The sequence below is a fragment of the Luteibacter sp. GL_149 genome, from assembly GCF_057834065.1.
Window position 1 is genome coordinate 4,391,164 of sequence record NZ_CM174395.1, and the last position, 18,837, is coordinate 4,410,000.

General features: G+C 60.3%; 9 protein-coding genes and 2 rRNA genes (1 of these 11 only partly in view). 3 read left to right on the forward strand and 8 right to left on the reverse strand.

What is annotated here, in order from left to right:
* Positions 1-118 precede the first annotated feature (118 nt).
* Positions 119-3,199, reverse strand: coding sequence for a TonB-dependent receptor (locus tag AC3IR3_RS19260; RefSeq protein ID WP_489194517.1), 3,081 nt, complete (start codon positions 3,197-3,199; stop codon positions 119-121).
* Between the two features lie 508 nt (positions 3,200-3,707).
* Positions 3,708-6,758, reverse strand: a complete 3,051-nt coding sequence (locus AC3IR3_RS19265) for a TonB-dependent receptor (protein WP_489194519.1) — start codon at positions 6,756-6,758, stop codon at positions 3,708-3,710.
* 560 nt (positions 6,759-7,318) lie between these two features.
* Here AC3IR3_RS19265 and AC3IR3_RS19270 point away from each other — a divergent pair.
* Positions 7,319-7,942, forward strand: a complete 624-nt coding sequence (locus AC3IR3_RS19270; protein WP_489194520.1) for a helix-turn-helix domain-containing protein — start codon at positions 7,319-7,321, stop codon at positions 7,940-7,942.
* A 40-nt stretch (positions 7,943-7,982) separates the two neighbouring features.
* On the opposite strand, the gene glyS is transcribed toward AC3IR3_RS19270, so the two are convergent.
* Positions 7,983-10,127: a glycine--tRNA ligase subunit beta gene (glyS, locus tag AC3IR3_RS19275; RefSeq protein ID WP_489194521.1), complete on the reverse strand. Its 2,145-nt coding sequence runs from the start codon at positions 10,125-10,127 to the stop codon at positions 7,983-7,985.
* Entirely contained in the window at positions 10,120-11,031 is a 912-nt protein-coding gene (gene glyQ / locus AC3IR3_RS19280; protein WP_132146016.1) for a glycine--tRNA ligase subunit alpha, read from the reverse strand. Before glyQ ends, glyS begins: the two co-directional genes overlap by 8 nt.
* A gap of 149 nt (positions 11,032-11,180) precedes the next feature.
* Here glyQ and tfpB point away from each other — a divergent pair, with 149 nt between their 5' ends.
* Together tfpB and AC3IR3_RS19290 are read left to right on the forward strand one after the other, a co-directional pair.
* The gene (tfpB, locus tag AC3IR3_RS19285; RefSeq protein ID WP_489194523.1) at positions 11,181-12,989 is read left to right on the forward strand and encodes a type IV pilus assembly ATPase TfpB; all 1,809 of its coding nucleotides are present in this window, start codon (positions 11,181-11,183) and stop codon (positions 12,987-12,989) included.
* A gap of 15 nt (positions 12,990-13,004) precedes the next feature.
* On the forward strand, positions 13,005-13,742 hold the full coding sequence (locus AC3IR3_RS19290; RefSeq protein WP_489194525.1) for a glutamine amidotransferase: 738 nt from the start codon (positions 13,005-13,007) through the stop codon (positions 13,740-13,742).
* Here AC3IR3_RS19290 and AC3IR3_RS19295 read toward each other — a convergent pair.
* The 4 genes from AC3IR3_RS19295 to AC3IR3_RS19310 all read right to left on the reverse strand — a co-directional run.
* Positions 13,731-14,420 carry a rhomboid family intramembrane serine protease gene (locus AC3IR3_RS19295; protein ID WP_132146022.1) on the reverse strand — a complete coding sequence of 230 codons (690 nt, stop codon included), beginning with the start codon at positions 14,418-14,420 and terminating at the stop codon, positions 13,731-13,733. The two genes, AC3IR3_RS19290 and AC3IR3_RS19295, sit on opposite strands and share 12 nt — an antisense overlap.
* Entirely contained in the window at positions 14,417-16,012 is a 1,596-nt protein-coding gene (locus AC3IR3_RS19300) for an AAA family ATPase (protein WP_489194526.1), read from the reverse strand. Before AC3IR3_RS19300 ends, AC3IR3_RS19295 begins: the two co-directional genes overlap by 4 nt.
* Positions 16,013-16,415: 403 nt before the next feature.
* Positions 16,416-16,530, reverse strand: a 5S ribosomal RNA gene (gene rrf / locus AC3IR3_RS19305).
* A gap of 116 nt (positions 16,531-16,646) precedes the next feature.
* Positions 16,647-18,837: ribosomal RNA gene (locus tag AC3IR3_RS19310) — 23S ribosomal RNA — on the reverse strand; it runs 694 nt beyond the window's last position.

Genomic DNA, 18,837 nt, shown 5'->3' on the forward strand with positions numbered 1-18,837 from the left:
GGACAATCACGATTAGCGTTCTGCCACGAATAAAAAAAACGCCACCCAAGAGGGTGGCGTTTTTCATATTGCCGCTTGCCTCGAAAGGCAGGCGGCCAACCCGCTTCCGCTTATACGATCAGAAATCGTACGTAGCGGAGAGACGCATGTAACGCGGGTTCTGGTAGTACGTCCCAATGTTGTACGTATTGAGGACCGTTCCCGGTGTGTCTTCGTACGTTGCATCGGTCTGCATGACCTTACGCTCGTTGGTCACGTTGAACACGTTCAGCGAGAACGCGAGCTTGTGGTCCGCGAACGCCGGACGGTACGTCACCGCCAGATCGAGGTTCTTCGTCCACGGCTGACGATTGTCGCCGGGGTGGAACGGAACGCCATTGCAGAAGTGGTACGACGAGTAGTAGCCCTGGAGCGGATCGGTACCAGCCGAACCGTAGCCACCCGGATTACCCTTCGAATCGAGCTGCGAACCGGCATAGTAGCCAAGGCAGGTCTTCGGACCACCGGACACGATACGCAGCGAGCCGGAGACCATCCATTCCGGCGTGAACGCGTAGCTGCCGTAGGCCTTGATCTGGTGACGACGATCGTTAGCCAGCAAGCCGTTGGAATTCTCCATCAGTGCGGCAGCATCCCAGTCCTGCGTCTTCGAGATGTCGTTCTGGCCGATATCCGACTTAACCTGACCTTCCGTGTTGCCGTAGCTGCGCGAGAACGTGTAGTCCAAGCGACCCTGCCACTTACCGTCGAACGGATGCTCGAGGTAGAGATCCAATGCGTAATACTTACGCTTGGCTCCCTCGGAGAAGCCCCAGTCCTGAGTCGTCATGCTGACAGATGTACGACCGTTGCCATTGGCATTCGCAAGACTGAAAGTATTCGTCTCGCCCGGATTGAAGATCACGCAACCCGGAATCGTGACGCTATCCGGATCCTGACCATTTGCAACCATCTTCGCTGCAAGCTTGTCCGTATCGCAGACGTCATCGATTGCGGTCTGTAGCTTGCGGTACGTCAGCTTCGCACCCGTGACCCAAGAGGGTCCGAGGGTCTTGTCGAAACCGAGGATGGCTTCATCCTGGTACTGCGACTTCAGGTTCGAAGCAGCGACCGACTTAGCGTCGTTGACCTGACCATATTCGCCGTTGGTGGAAACCGGACCTGGGCCCAGTGCCTTGAGGCCCGTCGGAACACCATTCGCGTCAATGCCACCATAGGTGAAGTATTCGCGAGTATATGTCGACGACGAGGCGCCACGGATCGCGACGCTGTTGGGCAGCGCGAGATAGTACCGGCCGAGGTTACCGTAGATCTTGAGCGACGAATCACCGAACACGTCCCAGCTCGCGCCAATACGCGGAGCCCACTGGTTACCGCTGTCGACGTAGGAAGCACCGACGTTGTTGTAGTTGGTGAACTTATCGTTGCGGATACCGACGCTGAGCAGGACCTTGTCGTTGATCTGCCACTTGTCTTCGAGGTAGTAAGCCTTCTGCTTCACCGACATGCTTGTGGTTGTCGAGAAGATGTACTTCTGAACGTAGTAGCCCTGGCCACCCGGAGGGCCAATGCCGAAACCACGGGAGATGGGCGAATTGGGCGTCTGCGACTGCGAGTAGATCCAGGCGTAACCCGGGCCACTTGTCGACTGACCTTCGTCTTTCGCACTGAACTTCATGTTGTCGATACCACCGGTCAAGCGGTGATCACCAATCTGCCATTCAAGGTCGGCACGAAGACCATGCGTGGTGCTGCCCGCATCTGGTGCTTGCGAGTACAAGGCAGGGTTGGCGTTATTACGAGGAACGCCACCATTAAGCAACGGATCCTGTGTGCGGAAGCCACTGATGTAAGGAAGACCGCCGCCACCCGGATTCGTCAGGAAGTCACCAGTCGTGCCCTTACCATACGTCGTGGTGAACGTAAGGTCGTCGGTAAGGTAGCTCGTGAACTTACCGATGTAGTACTTGGACGTGAGCTTCGTCTCGTTCGGCACCTGGCCGGTCGCAGCGCCCTGTGTACGGGTATCGTAATCGTACGAGTAATAGGCACCGCTACGCTGGTCGGTCGACTTGATCCCCGTCAGTTCGAGGATGTTGCTGTCGTTGATGTTCCAATCGAGCTTGGCGTAATACTTCGGCAGATCGTACTTATAGTGATTGTTCGCTTGCGGAGCGGTTTCGATGCTGTTCGTCGAAATACCTTCGCTCTTCTCGGCTTCGGCAGCCACGAACATATACAGCTTGTCAGCGATCAGCGGGCCACCAGCGTAAGCGCTATACGTGGTCGTCCACTTCTTGTTGTCGTCACGGTTGCGATACAAAGTACCGGCGACACCATTCTGCTGATATTTGTAACCAGACGGAAGCGCACCGTTCGGATAGTAGATATTCTTCGGCGTCGACGCCGCGAACTTCGGTTCCCACAGAACCTGGGCACCGAAATGCCATTCGTTCGTGCCGCGCTTACCGACCTGGCTGATAACACCACCATCGGAACGACCGTACATGGCGCTATAGCCACCGGTATAGATTTCCTGCTGGTCGATCGCGCCATACGGCAGACCCACGCCACCAAGGTTGCGCAGCGGATCGGTCGTGTTGTAACCGTTGATGTAGTACGCATTCTCGGAGACGCCGGCACCGCCGAACGACACTACGCGACCGAAATCGCCCGAACCCGTCACGACGCCCGGAGCGAGCAGCGCGATGGCTTCAGCGTTGCGGCCGAGCGGCAGGCGAGCGAGGGTTTCGGAAGTAACGACCGTGCGGGAGTCGACAGCGGCCACGTCGATCTGCGGCAGGCTGTTCGCCGTGACCGTGACCTGGTCGAGGGACTGGGCGCTGGAGGCGTTGGCAGCTTCGACGAACGAGACTTCCGAGGACGCGCCGACCGTCAGGCTGACGTTCTTGCGCGAATCGACGACCGCGCCACCCTTCATCACATTGACGGTGTACGTGCCGAGCGGGAGATTACCGACACGGTAACGGCCCGAGGCATCGACCGGCACTTCGCGGGTAACACCCGTGGAACCGGTAACCTGAACGGTTTCGCCCGCGGCGGCCGGGGCCTGACCGAAGATGGAACCCGTGGTGGACTGGGCGAAGGCGCCGCCCGTAAGGCCGAGGCCCATCGCAAGCGCGATGGTCAACGTCGAACGACGCAGGACGGATGCCTGCCGGATATTACGAGAACTCATGTGCAAATCTCCCCAGATCGACCCGAAACCGGGCCTGAAAACGAGCAAAAATCCGGCGAAGCCGCCGAATAAAGAACCCATTGCGGGTGCACGTAATCAAGGTGATGGATTAGCCGCTCACTCCTCCCGAGTGGCTGCCTCCCCCTGAAGACCTGCTCCCGACAAGTCTGTCGACTAACCGAACCGGAATGCTCGCGCAAGTGCGCAAAAAGATGCCGTGTCGGGATCGCCGAAGCCGAACATAGGGGCACGCGAACCCCCGTGTCAACAAAATATTTACATGCGCCAGATGGCAAATCCTGTGAGACGGCGGTCACAAACCGCGGAGGACTTGGCTTACAACGGGCGACAGCCGCATGTCGGGCGGGTTACAAAATGGAAAAAAAAGGCCGCCGGTTGACGGCGGCCACACTGGGGAGATCGGCCACGCCCTTAGGCGGCATCCATTGGCCTTTATTCTATTGGGACTGGTTGCCGGGGCTCGGAGGCCCCGGCGGATGGGGCACTATCAGAAGTCGTAACGGGCAGTGAAACGAACGACGCGTGGATCCAGATAGTTCAGCTCACGGTTGTAAGCCTGGTTGACCGTGGAACGCGTGGATGCGTAGCGGCTGTTGTAAGACGTTGGCGTCTGCTTGTTCAGGACGTTGAGCACGTCAAGCTGCAGCGTCACGTTCTTGTCCAGCCACGTCGGCGTGTAGGCCACATTCAAGTTCAGCTGGTAGGTCCACGGCGTATTGCCATGCGAACCACGCGGCGAGAACGCATATCCTGCCGTTCCGGGCAGCCCGCACCAGTAGTAGTACGAACCGTTGTACAGACCTCTGTCCGCGGTCGGATAGAAGCTGGTGCAATTGCGCGGACGACCCGAAGCGATATTAGCGTTCGCACCGAAGCGCCAATCTTCGTTCAACTCGTAGAAACCGTAAGCTTTAATCTGGTGTGCACGATTGTTCGGCAGATTGCCGTTAGCACCGATCATCAGCTGCGGAAGATCCCAGTCCTGCGTGACCGACACGTCGGTCTGACCGCCGGTACCGATGTCCAGATCGGAAGCAAGCTGACCTTCGGTGTTGCCGTAGTTCCGGGAGAACGTGTAGTCGATGCGACCGTACCACTTGTCTGCAAGGGCATGCTCCAGATACAGATCCAGCGCGATGTACTTACGTTTCAGGTCCGGCAGCTGCAACTGTTCCTTCGTATAAGTGATGGTCTTGAACGAGCCATCGGCTTGCTCGACCTGGAACGTGTTCGCGGTACCCGGGTTGAACAGGAAGCATGCGCCGCCCAGTGCCGGTGTGCAGGTATCGTCGATCGCGCTACGCAGCTTGCGATACGTGATCTTCGCACCCCACGTGTAGGTCGGCGAGAGCTGCTGATCCATGCCGACGATGTATTCGTCCTGATAATGCGACTTCAGGCCCTTCGCCGCGACGGTACGCGGATCCGGCGCATTGCCGCACTCCAGGTTCGACGAGATCGCGTTGGTACCGTTACAGGTGTAACCAACCGCGGCGTTGGTTGCGACGGACTTCAGCCCCGTAGGCGCACCCGTCGCGGCATCGACGCCTGTATAGGTGAAGTATTCCTGCGTATTGAGCGAGCCCGAAGCAGCGCGGACAGCAACGTTGTTCGGCATGGCGAGATGGTAACGACCGGCATTGGCATAGAGCTTGAGCGACGAGTCGCCGAACAGATCCCATGCCACACCGAGACGTGGCGCGAGCTGATGACGCTGGCGTGCAAACGGCTCGCCACCGCCATTGAAGTTGGTGAACTGTTCATTGCGCAAGCCGACCGAAAGCAGCCAGCGGTCGGTGATCTGCCAGCGATCTTCGACGAACTGTGCCGCCTGCTCCGTACGAACTTTCGCAGCGGTCGTCGAGTACGAGCGATACACATAGTAGCCCTGCGTACCGAGACCGCCCGCCGATGCAGGGGAAGCTACGCCATGGCCGGCGTCGATCGCCTGGTTGGGATTGGCCTGAAAACCGTAGTACCAGCCGTAGCCGCCCGGCAACGAGGTACCGGTATAGGAATCCGCATTCTGTGCGTCATAACCGGCGCGAAGATCATGGTCCCCAAGGCGATACTCAAGATCGACGCGCCAGCCATCGGTCTTGTCGTTAGCACCGGGAACGCGGACCGTGCTGGCGTAGTTCTGGCAACCCGTGTAGCTCATACCAGGCACGCGTGCCTGCTGCGTGGCGGAAATGAACGGACAGTTGGCGTCGTACTTGTACGGCACCTGGATATGGTCCTGCTTCTGACGGCCGTACAGTGCCGACACAGTGAAGTCGTCGGTGATGTAACCGGTGTACTTGGCGATATAGAGATTGCCGCCGTCCTTCGTATACACGCCGCTGTTCTGCACCGTGCCGTGCGTGCCGTCGGCATAGTTCAGGCCATACGTCGAGGACGTGTATTCGGTCTTGTCGGATATACCCGTGAACTCGAGCAGGTGGTTATCCGTGATATTCCAGTCGACCTTCGCCGTCCAGCGCGGGATTTTGTACTGATATTCGTTGTAGCCGGTCCTGCCCGCCGACGTCGACGTGATGGCACTGGGCACGCTCGTGCCTTCGCGACGGGTCATTTCGGCGTCGAGGTAGAAGAACAGGCGATCCTTGATCAGCGGGCCGCTTGCATAGGCGCCGACGGTCGAACGCCAGTACTTATTCTTTGACGTGTACTGATAAAGCGTGCCGTCGGTCGTGGTGGGATAGAAACCCGTATTCGGATAGTTGCTGTTGCGCGGCGTACTGCGCAGGGCCTCTGGTTCCCAGATCGTATAAATACCGGCGTGCCATTCGTTCGTACCACGCTTGGTCACGATATTGACGACACCACCCGTTGAACGACCGAACTCGGCGCCGTATCCACCCGTCAGCACCTGCTGCTGCCCGATGGACTCGAACGCCGGCTGTGAAGTACCGATCGACGACAGTGGATTGGTCACCGCATAACCGTTGATGAAGTATGCGTTCTCGGACGACGCGGCGCCGCCGAAGCTCGGCACTCCGTAGCTGGAATTGGATACGACACCAGGAGCGAGCAATGCAGCGGCAAGGATGTCGCGCTGGATCGGCAGCTTGTTCAGCTGCTCCGCAGTAAGCACGGTGCGCGTATCGACGGACGAAACGTCGATCGACGGGAGTACAGACGCAACGACCGAAACTCCCTCGAGGGTGGTGCTCGCCTGCTGCGCGGCTGCGGTGCCGAACGAAACTTCCGAGCCGCTCGCAATCGTGACGACCACATCGTCACGCGAACTGACGGTCGTACCGCTTTCGCTCTGCAGGGAGACTTTGTAGCGCCCAGGTGACAGAGACGAGAAGCGATAGCGCCCCGAACTGTCGACCGGCACGCTGCGCTTAAGGCCCGTTTCGGTGTTCTCGATGGCTACGGTGGCGCCCGACTGGGCAGCGACCTGACCGAAGATCGAGCCGGTGATATTCGACTGGGCAACGGCGTTGCCTGCCAGCATACCCAGGCCAACGGCAATGGCCAGGGCGGTACGGCGAACCGGCATGGTTAACCGGTGGTTGCGCATCTGCATCTTTAGAACTCCCCCAATGTGGGCCGAACCGCATGAAATTGCGAATCCAGCCAAGCCGATCCCGTCCCAGCGCTACGGCCAGGTGTGGAATGTGTCGGTGTACCGCTTCAGCAGCCCCCGATGGGAGCCGCACCCTGTAGCGCCGCAGTTTTTGCGCGGTGCGATAGCAGGTATAGCGCAAAGAAATTGCGGAAGACAACACGAAAAATGGAGAGGAACTTGCGCTTATTCGAATTTTATTACGTGAAGAGCATGCCCATGCGTCACTAAAATTTCACGAAAGCAAGCGTTTACATCATTTACGCCTGTGCCTATTGGCACGTGACAAGACAATTTCCTACGAATCATTCCTAGTAAATTTCGGCCGATTTGCACCTTTTTTCGCCTTGTCTAAAGGCATATTTCATCTTTGCGAAAGCAAGAACTCAGAAACTTCTGAGGCAATGGGTGATCGAAAGGAAGATCGGTGTACACCGTAAACGGGTTTCGCGCGTTGTCCGAGGCGATACCAAGGTTGGGCAACCGACCCCGAAGCACTCAAAAACGAGGTTGATACGCGCATGAGCGAGAATCTGAGGTCACATATCGTGGCGACCCGGTCTGTGGTGGCCATGTCCGGTGCATTGCCGAACGATCCCGACGGTGGCGAACAGTCGCAGACGTTCGCAAGTCGTGTGAAGGCCGTGATCAAGGCTTCCGGCAGTGTCAGTGAAATCGCGCGACGCTGCGGTTTCTCCGAAGGTGTCGTGCGGAGTTGGCGTGACGGCAATACCGATCCGTCGCGTGGCCGCTGCGTCACGATGGCACGCACCCTGGGCATTTCGCTGCTCTGGCTGGCGGCTGGCGAAGGCCCGATGATGCTGGGGAACAACAGCGACGACGTCGCCGGACGCATCGAAACATCGGAGACGGTACGCGAGCGACGCGGCGACCAGGACACCGATTCGCAGGGGACCATAGCGCTCGACTCGAGCCGCCTGGCGTCGGCTATGAAACTGCTGCAGTCGGACATCGAGATGGCCGGCGGTCAGTTCTCGCCGTCGAATCATGCGGACCTGGTGGCGGAGATGTATGAAATCCTCCATCACACGGCTCGCACGGACTACGCCGACCGCATGGTGGCTTTCCACCACAAGCTTCAGTCGCGCGTGCAGAACGATCGTGGCAACGGCATCGCTGCCTGAATGACACCCGCGGCCTTCGGCAGGCCGCGGGATAGTGTGGTTAAAGCCTTGAGATGTCGGCGATAGCGCCGAACGAGGCCTTCAGTTGCGCAAGTAACGCCAGACGATTGGCACGCACCGCGGGATCGGGAGCGTTGACCAGCACACCGTCGAAGAAACGGTCGACCGGGCCCTGAAGTTCCGCCAGACGCGCCAGTGCGCCGGTGTAGTCGCCCTGCCCCAACAACCCGCGAGTGTCGGCCTTTGCCGCGATCAGCGCCGCATGAAGGTCGCGCTCGGCGTCATGCTCGAAATGCGCGATGTCGACTTCGGTGCCGATAGCTGCCGCGCCTTCCTCTTCCGCCTGCTTGCGCAGGATGTTCGCTACACGCTTGTTGGCCGCAGCGAGGCTGGCAGCCTCTTCGCGGCGGGCGAACTCGCCCACGGCACGCAGGCGTCGGTCGAAATCGGGCAACGACGGCGGCGAGATGGCTAGTACCGATTCGAACTGGTCGGCCGTAAAGCCCTGATCGGCGTAGTAACCCCGCAAACGATCGAGAACGAAGGCATAGATCTCGTCGCCCAGCGCGGCGCGCCGCGCGCCGATGTCGACGACCGGTGCCTTTCCGTCCTTACCCGGTTTCACGCCAGCGACCAGCGCGGCCTCCGGCAGCATTTCCAGGGCTTCGGTGAAAGCGGCGCGCAGGTCGATGTCCAGGCCGCCCTCGATAAGCGTACGGGCGAGGCCGAGCGCGGCGCGACGGAGCGCGAACGGGTCCTTGTTACCGCTGGGCTTCTGGCCAACGGCGAAGATCCCCGCCAGCGTGTCGAGGCGCTCGGCAACCGCAAGCACCTGACCGACCTTGCCGGCCGCGATAGCGTCCCCGCCGAAGCGTGGCTGGTAGAAGGAGTCGAGTGCGTCCGCGACCTCGGCCGGCTGGCCCTGACGCGACGCGTAGTAACGTCCCATCACGCCCTGCAGCTCCGGGAATTCGCCGACCATGCGGGTCAGCAGATCGCACTTGGACAGCGCGGCGGCCTGCGTGGCCTGACCGGCGTCGACGCCGACGCGATTGGCCACCACGCGGGACAGCTCGGCCACGCGCACGGTCTTGTCCCACAGGCTGCCCAGCGACTGCTGGTAAGTGACGTTCTTCAACGATTCCTGATAGCTGGCCAGCGGCTGCTTCAGGTCTTCGTCCCAGAAGAATTTGGCATCGGCGAAACGCGGACGGATGACCCGCTCGTAACCCTTGCGAATCTCGGCCGGGTCCTTGCTCTGGATGTTGGCCACGCCGATGAAGTGCTCGGTCAGCCGGCCCTCGGCGTCGAACACCGGTACGAACTTCTGGTTCGTTTCCATGGTGGTGACGAGCGCTTCGGGGGGCACGTCGAGGAATTCGCGCTCGAACGTGCAGGCAATTGCCACCGGCCACTCCGTGAGGTTGGCTATTTCGTAGAGCAGGCCCTCGCCCAGACGCGGCGTACCACCCGTCGCCACACGGGCAACCTCGTCGCGGACGCGCTGACGACGCTCGTCCGGATCGGCCAGGACATGCGCGTGGCGCAAGGCATCCAGCCAGCTATCGGCGTCGGCCACATGGACGGGCTTCGGATGGTGAAAGCGGTGGCCGCTCGAAAGGCGGCCGCTACGCAACCCCAGAATCTCACCGTCGACGATCGACGATCCGTGGAGCATCAGCAACGTGTGCACCGGACGGACGAAGGATTCCTCGCGATCGCCCCAGCGCATGGCCTTCGGTATGGGCAGCGCTTTCAGTGCTTCGGCCACGATGTCCGGCAGCAAGGCAGCGGTGTCCTGCCCCGGATGGACCGCACGGAAGACGAACCAGGCGCCCTTGTCGGTTTCCAGACGTTCCAGCGCCTCGACCGTGACGCCGCAGGATTGCGCGAAGCCGAGCAGCGCCTTGCTAGGCTGACCCTCGGCGTCCAGCGCGGCGGCAATGGCCGGACCGCGGCGTTCGACCGACTGCTCCGGCTGCGCCAGGGCGACGCCAGGCACGTGAACCGCCAGGCGACGCGGCGAGGCGTAGGCCTTCGCGTTATCGACGTCCGCGGCGATACCGCGCTTCGCGAGGCCATCGACCACTCCGCGCAGGAAGGCGGCCGACAAGTCGTCAAGCGACTTGGGCGGCAGTTCTTCGGTGCCCAGTTCCACGGTAAGGGGCAGTCGCTTCTCAGCCACGGGTGGCCTCCTTGTTCTTCTTCAAGCCAGGAAAGCCAAGCTTTTCGCGCTGCGCGACGTAGGCTTCGGCCACGCTCCGGGCCAGCGTTCGGACACGCAGGATGTAGCGCTGACGTTCGGTCACGCTGATGGCGCGCCGGGCGTCGAGCAGGTTGAACGCATGGCTGGCCTTGCAGACCTGCTCATAGGCGGGCAGCGGAAGCCCGACCGAAATCAGCTTGGCGGCCTCGCCTTCGCACACGTCGAACCAGTGGAACAGCTCGGGCACGTTCGCGTATTCGAAGTTGTACGTGCTTTGCTCGACTTCGTTCTGGTGGAAGACGTCGCCGTAAGTCACTACACCGTGCGGCGCGTTGGTCCAGACGATGTCGTAGATGCTGTCGACGTTCTGCAGGTACATGACCAGGCGTTCCAGGCCGTAGGTGATTTCACCCGTGACCGGACGGCATTCGAGGCCGCCCGCCTGCTGGAAATACGTGAACTGGGTGACTTCCATGCCGTTCAGCCAGACTTCCCAGCCGAGACCCCAAGCGCCAAGTGTCGGCGATTCCCAGTTGTCCTCGACGAAGCGCAGGTCATGGACGAGCGGATCGATGCCCAGCGCTTTCAGCGAGCCGATGTAGCGCTCGAGGATGTCGTCCGGATTGGGCTTCAGGACCACCTGGTACTGGTAGTAGTGCTGAAGACGGTTCGGGTTGTCGCCATAGCGGCCATCCGTGGGGCGGCGGCAGGGCTGTACGTAGGCTGCGGCCCAGGGTTCGGGTCCGAGCGAGCGCAGGAAGGTGGCAGGGTGAAACGTACCGGCGCCGACTTCGGTATCTAAGGGCTGCACGAGCACGCAGCCCTGGTCGGCCCAATAACGGTTCAGGGTCTGGATCACGTCTTGGAAGGTGGGCGCGGACATGGTTCCCGAGTCCTTGAGAAAGCGGGCTAGTATAGCGATGTGCGATTCGCCAGGGGCCCGGGCGACGCCCCCGGCCCCGCCGGGACGTCCGGCACACCCTGCGCAGCGGACGACAACACCTCGCAGGCTTCGACCAGGGCACACAAACGATGGCAGTCAATCCGCATACCACCTCGCTGCTCGGTCGCCGCGGACGTCTGGAACTGGACGAAGTCCTGGCGACGCTCGTTGTCGACGGGTACCTGACCGGCGAGGACGCCAAGCGTGTCCGCCTGGGCTCGCGCAGCGGCCGCACTGCGATCGAGCTGCATCCTCTCGTCGTTATCGCCAATGCGAAGCTGGATAACCGTCGCGAACCGGCCCGCCCGCTGAGTCTGGAAACGCTGGTGGAATGGCTGGCGGGTAAAGCGGATCTGTCTTATCTGAAGATCGATCCGATGAAGATCAACGTGGCGGCGGTCACCCAGGTGGTCAGTAGCGCCTATGCGCAGCGTCATCGCATCCTGCCCGTAGCGGCGAGCCCGGGCGAAGTCACTTTCGCCACAGCCGAACCCTTCGACACCGGCTGGGCGAACGATCTGGCGCAGATGCTCCGTCGCGAAGTGCGCCGCGTGGTCTCCAGCCCCATCGACATCAACCGTTACCTGCTCGAATTCTACGGCGTACAGCGCTCGATTCAGCTGGCCCACGACGCCAAGGGCAACGACAACTCGAAGATCATCAACTTCGAACAACTCGTCGAACTGGGCAAGGGCGGCGAGCTGGGTGCCGACGACCGGCACGTGGTTCATATCGTCGACTGGCTGCTGCAATATGCCTTCGAACAACGCGCGTCGGATATCCATCTGGAACCGCGCCGCGATGCCGGCCAGATGCGTTTTCGCATCGACGGCGTCATGCAGAAAGTATTCGAACTGCCGCCGCCGGTCATGACCGCCGTGACGTCGCGCGTGAAGATTCTGGGCCGCATGGACGTCGCCGAAAAACGTCGTCCCCAGGATGGCCGCATCAAGACGCGATCGGCCGGTGGGCGTGAAGTCGAACTGCGTATTTCCACCATGCCGACGGCATTCGGCGAAAAGGTGGTGATGCGTATCTTCGATCCCGACCTTGTCGTGAAGGAATTCAAGCAGCTTGGGTTTTCGCCCGAAGAAGGCGAACTCTGGCGTTCGATGGTAGAGCGGCCGCACGGCATCGTCCTCGTTACGGGACCGACGGGCTCGGGCAAGACAACGACGCTGTATTCGACGCTGAAACATCTCGCGCGGCCGGAACTCAACGTCTGCACGGTGGAAGACCCCATCGAAATGGTGTCGCCCGAGCTCAACCAGATGCAGGTGCAGCCTGCGATCGACCTCGATTTCGCGGCGGGCGTGCGCACCCTGCTCCGCCAGGATCCGGACATCATCATGATCGGCGAAATCCGCGATCTGGAAACCGCGCAGATGGCCGTACAGGCATCGCTGACCGGACATCTGGTGCTGTCGACGCTGCATACGAACGACTCGCCGAGCGCCGTGACACGCCTGCTCGACCTGGGCGTACCGCATTATCTGATCCAGTCGACGCTGACGGGCGTGGTCGCCCAACGACTCGTCCGTACGCTGTGCCCCCACTGCAAGCAACCGGGCGAACAGGATCCCGCCGAATGGAACGCACTCACCCACGGTTGGGACATTCCGCTTCCGGAACGCGTCTTCCACCCGGTAGGCTGCCTGGAGTGCCGTAAAACGGGCTTCCTTGGCCGTACCGGCGTGTACGAAATGATGCGGGTTTCCTCGCGTCTCCGTAGCATCATCGGGGCGCAGCTCGACCTGGGAAAATTCGGCGACGCGGCATTGAAGGAAGGTATGAAGCCACTGCGTATCTCCGCGGCCGCACAGGTCGCGGCAGGCCTGACCACCGTAAAGGAAGTGCTGACCGTGCTTCCGCCGACCGATATCGATTCAGCTATCTGACCTTATATTGCGATCATGAAACCCGTTCTGATTATCCGTACCGGCCGCGCACCCGATGTCATCAGCGAACGTCATGGCGACTTTCCCCGCTGGTTCCGGCTGGGTCTGCGCCTGCGCGATCCGCATGTGCGAATCGTCGATGTAGAGCAAGGCGACGACCTCCCCGATCCGATCGCATGTGCCGGCGCCGTCATCACCGGATCGGCGTCGATGGTGACCGAACGGCTGCCGTGGAGCGAACGCACGGCTGGCTGGATTCGTAACGCGATGGATATCGACCTGCCGCTACTTGGCGTTTGCTACGGACATCAATTGATGTCGCACGCGCTGGGCGGACGTGTCGACTATCTGGAAGGTGGACGCGAGATGGGCACGATACCGCTGGAAACCCATGCGCATGCAGCGCATGACCCGGTCGCCACGAATCTTCCCGACCGGTTCCACGCGCATACGACGCACGAACAAGCCGTCCTCGAACTCCCGGCGGGCGCACGTGCGCTAGCGCGCTCCGCACGCGATCCGCATCACCTGGTTCGTTACGGACGGCATGCGGTCAGCACCCAGTTCCATCCCGAGTTCAGCGCGGAAGTCATGCGTGCCTACATCAGGCGCAAGCAGGATGCATTGCATGCGGAAGGCCAACCCGCCGACGCATTGCTCGCCGCCGTGGTGCCGACGCCGGAAGCTACGGCGCTGCTACGTGGATTCCTTCGCGAACATGTTCGCGCAGCGTGCGAACTGTCAGCCGCGTAACCGGCGCACGATCGCGCCGCGCGAAAAAAACGCGAAGACGATGCCGAACAGAAATCCGCCGATGTGCGTCCACCAGACGACGGCGCCATAGCTCGCGCCCGCGTAGCTGAAAAGCAATTGCACGAGCGCCCAGATGCCGATCAACAGGAAGGCCGGTACTCGCACGAATTCGAGATACAGACCCAGCGGAAGTACCAACCCGAGACGTTCTCGCGGAAACAACGTTACGTAAGCGCCGACAACGGCGGAAACGGCGCCGCTGCAACCGATGATTGCTACCCGTGCACCGGTCAACGAAATCGCACCGATCAGGTTGGCCACCACGCCGCCCATCAGGAAGAGCAGGAGAAAACGCGGCGATCCCAGTCGCCGCTCGGCCGGCAAGCTGAAGATCACAAGGAACAGAAGGTTGCTCACGAGATGCAACCAGCCACCGTGAATGAAAAGTGCCGTCGCAAGTCGCAACAACGCGGGGTCGCTCAACTGCTGCCAGATCGGAACGCCCGCGGTGAACAGATGCGCGGGAACGGTTCCCCAGTGCAGCATGATCGCCAGACGCTCGGCCGGCGCACTCAGCGCAAGCGCAACGAAGCACACGACGCACAGAACGACGATGAGCAACGTGGCCCAGCAAAGACGGGAACGCCGGCGCGTGTCTACGCGAACGAAGAGATTCATGGAACGTTGCGCACCAGATGGGGGCCATCCTGGTCCGTCGCCGACAAGGCGAACATGGTCTCGGGACCGACAATACCGTCGGCGGCGATACCGAATCGCTCCTGCACCAACTTGACGCGGGTTTCTACGCCCCGGTCGAAGTCCGTCGACGTGATAGCCGCGGTCGAACCATCCGTCAGATGAGCGAGAAGCCAGCGCATACCTTCGCCGTTATCGCCCCGCTTCAAGCGGGATGGCATATTCGGGTCCACGCGGAACACCGCGTAGAACTGCCCCTTCCAGATGTCCTGGAACGCCGTGCGCGCAAGCTCGACGTACTTGCCGCCGAGATAGAGACGTACGGTGGTATCCCCCGCGCCGACAAGCAGCACCTGCTGCTTCTTTCCACTGTCGTCGAGTTCGAGAATCATGGGGCGATCGAAGCGTCGTAGCTGATCGAGCGATCCCCGGCCACTTACGCAGGCAAAGCCCGGGAAGATCGTAGCGTCGCAATTGACGGCGTTCGCTACGGACGTTTCCTTCGATCCGACCTGCCAGCGGGCGAGGAGTTCTCCCCATACCCGAAGCTGTCCGACCTCCGGTGCGGGTAATGCGTCGCGCAGCTTGGACAGCGCCTGCTCGGGCGATACCGTAACCAGATTTTTCGGTCGCGAAGGGCTGCGTCCCGACAGGAAATAGCCCGCAACACCGGCGACGACCAGGAGCGTGATCGCCGCGCCGGCTATCCATACCAGCCGGCGGTAACGGCGTAGCCAGTAACGTGCGTACTGGGGAAGGACTTCCTGCGCGGCCTGCGCGAGTGTCCGCTCGCCGATCGACTGCTCGCCCCGTTCGCCGGCCCGCTCCAGGGCACGATTGGCCAGTGCGTTCAGGCGGGCGGGATTGCCTTCGCCGTCTTCGCACAACGACCTCAATCCAAGGCGACTGAATGGCATGCGGGTCGTCCCCGCGATGTGGAGCCGATGGCGGACGTAGCGTTCGCTTTCTTCGGGCGACAAAGTCGCCAGAGGTAATCGTGTACGAATTCGCGCGTCGACCGCGCGGGCGGCCCCCTCTTCCAGCCTGTCGCGAAGACCGGGCTCACCCGCCAGAACGACATGCAGCCAGGCGTGCGTATGCTCGGTCGCCTGCATCAGCTGGTCGAGCAAACTGAACGACTCTTCCCGCAGATTGCTCGCATCGTCGATGACTAGCAGGAAGCGTTGCCCTTGATGACTCAGGCGCCCGAGCGTCATGGCCAGACCATCGATCAGATGCGATTCGGTGTTCGCCTCCGCACTGAGAGGTAGCGGCAAGCCGAATGCGAGATAGAGCGAGCGCAGCCAATCGGCTGCATGCTGAGAGTGAATCGCACTATTCAGGGTGGCGGTGCGTACGCCATGGGGCGCCATTTCCGCCTCGAGCAGCATGCACAAAAGCGTTTTGCCTACGCCTGCCTCGCCCGTCAGCAGGATGACTGCCGGCGCAGTGGAGAGCAGCGCGTATTCGCAATGCGCTAGCAGCTCACGCTCACGCGTGAACAGACAGGCAAAGCGCGGATCAGGTGCCTCCGCGAACGGCGGCTCGCGCAAACCGAATGTGTGGAGATACATGTGACTACTGTAGCCGATTGGTGGGAAAAGCTTTATCGGGCGGAAGTCATCTTGGCGGGTTTGGAAACCGGGAAGCCGGAACTTAGCACGTTCCTTCACTCCACCGTTGCTGCGGCGCGGGCATTCGCCGAAGCGAAGCGAATCCTGAGGAAACGCAGGCAAAGAAAAACCCGCCACGATGGCTCGTAGCGGGTGTTTCAAGATAAAGCCCCTGGCGGTGACCTGTTGCGGGTCGTTTCCGATGGAAACGCAGGCAAAGAAAAACCCGCCACGATGGCTCGTAGCGGGTGTTTCAGGATAAAGCCCCTGGCGGTGACCTGTTGCGGGTCGCGCGCGAAGCGCGCACCGGCAACAGCCGCAAAGACGAAGGCCTCCCCGATTGGGGAGGCCTTCTAGATAAAGCCCCTGGCGGTGACCTACTCTTGCATGGCTTAAGCCACACTACCATCGGCGCATGCGCGTTTCACTGCTGAGTTCGGGATGGGATCAGGTGGTACCACGCCGCTATGGCCGCCAGGGAAGGGGTGGGAGCAGCGCGTAAGCGCCGGCTCCACATAGGGTGTAAACGAGTGACAAGCGTCGAGGTGAAATGTCTCGGGATAAGGCTAAGACGAACGAAGCGTCTTGGGGTTATATGGTCAAGCCTCACGGCTCATTAGTACACGTAAGCTCAATGCATTGCTGCACTTCCACACCGTGCCTATCAACCACCTAGTCTTGATGGTGCCTTTAGGAGAGTCAAGCTCTCGGGAGATCTCATCTTGGGGCGTGCTTCCCGCTTAGATGCTTTCAGCGGTTATCACTTCCGTTCGTAGCTACCGGGCAATGCCATGGGCATGACAACCCGAACACCAGCGGAACGTCCACTCCGGTCCTCTCGTACTAGGAGCAGCCCCCCTCAAATCTCCAACGCCCACGACAGATAGGGACCGAACTGTCTCACGACGTTCTGAACCCAGCTCGCGTACCACTTTAAATGGCGAACAGCCATACCCTTGGGACCGGCTACAGCCCCAGGATGTGATGAGCCGACATCGAGGTGCCAAACACCGCCGTCGATATGAACTCTTGGGCGGTATCAGCCTGTTATCCCCGGAGTACCTTTTATCCGTTGAGCGATGGCCCTTCCATACAGAACCACCGGATCACTAAGACCTACTTTCGTACCTGCTTGATCCGTCGATCTCGCAGTCAAGCACGCTTATGCCTTTGCACACAGTGCGCGATGTCCGACCGCGCTGAGCGTACCTTCGTGCTCCTCCGTTACTCTTTGGGAGGAGACCGCCCCAGTCAAACTACCCACCATACATGGTCCCCGATCCGGATTACGGACCTAGGTTAGAACGTCAAGCACTTCAGGGTGGTATTTCAAGGATGGCTCCACCCGAACTAGCGTCCGGGTTTCATAGCCTCCCACCTATCCTACACAGAAGAACTCAACGTTCAATGTAAAGCTATAGTAAAGGTTCACGGGGTCTTTCCGTCTTGCCGCGGGAACGCTGCATCTTCACAGCGATTTCAATTTCACTGAGTCTCGGGTGGAGACAGCGCCGCTGTCGTTACGCCATTCGTGCAGGTCGGAACTTACCCGACAAGGAATTTCGCTACCTTAGGACCGTTATAGTTACGGCCGCCGTTTACTGGGGCTTCGATCAAGAGCTTCGCCTTGCGGCTGACCCCATCAATTAACCTTCCAGCACCGGGCAGGCGTCACACCCTATACGTCCACTTTCGTGTTTGCAGAGTGCTGTGTTTTTGATAAACAGTCGCAGCGGCCAGGTTACTGCGACCCCTCGATGCTCAGTCACGCACGTGACCACACCAAGAGGCGCACCTTCTCCCGAAGTTACGGTGCCATTTTGCCTAGTTCCTTCACCCGAGTTCTCTCAAGCGCCTTGGGATTCTCACCCTGCCTACCTGTGTCGGTTTGCGGTACGGTTTTTCTATAGCTGAAGCTTAGTGGCTTTTCCTGGAAGCGTGGTGTCAGTCACTTCGTCCTCATAGGACTCGTCTCGGTGCTCGGCATAAAGTATCCCGGATTTGCCTAAGATACATGCCTACCGCCTTTCCCCAGGACAACCAACGCCTGGTAGACCTAACCTTCTCCGTCCCCACATCGCACTATAGAAAAGTGCAGGAATATTAACCTGCTTCCCATCGACTACGCATTTCTGCCTCGCCTTAGGGGCCGACTCACCCTGCGCCGATGAACGTTGCGCGAGGAAACCTTGGGCTTTCGGCGGGGGGGCTTTTCACCCCCCTTATCGTTACTCATGTCAGCATTCGCACTTCCGATACCTCCAGCAGACTTTACAATCCACCTTCACAGGCCTACGGAACGCTCCTCTACCGCGCACATCTTAAAAGTTGTGCACCCCGAGCTTCGGTGTATAGCTTAGCCCCGTTAAATCTTCCGCGCAGACCGACTCGACCAGTGAGCTATTACGCTTTCTTTAAAGGATGGCTGCTTCTAAGCCAACCTCCTGGCTGTCTATGCCTTTCCACATCGTTTTCCACTTAGCTATAACTTGGGGACCTTAGCTGCGGGTCTGGGTTGTTTCCCTTTTCACGACGGACGTTAGCACCCGCCGTGTGTCTCCCGTGTATCACGTGTTGGTATTCGGAGTTTGCCATGGTTTGGTAAGTCTCAATGACCCCCTAGCCATAACAGTGCTCTACCCCCAACAGTGTTCGCACGAGGCGCTACCTAAATAGCTTTCGAGGAGAACCAGCTATCTCCGAGTTTGTTTAGCCTTTCACTCCTATCCTCAGCTCATCCCCATCTATTGCAACAGATGTGGGTTCGGTCCTCCAGTGCGTGTTAC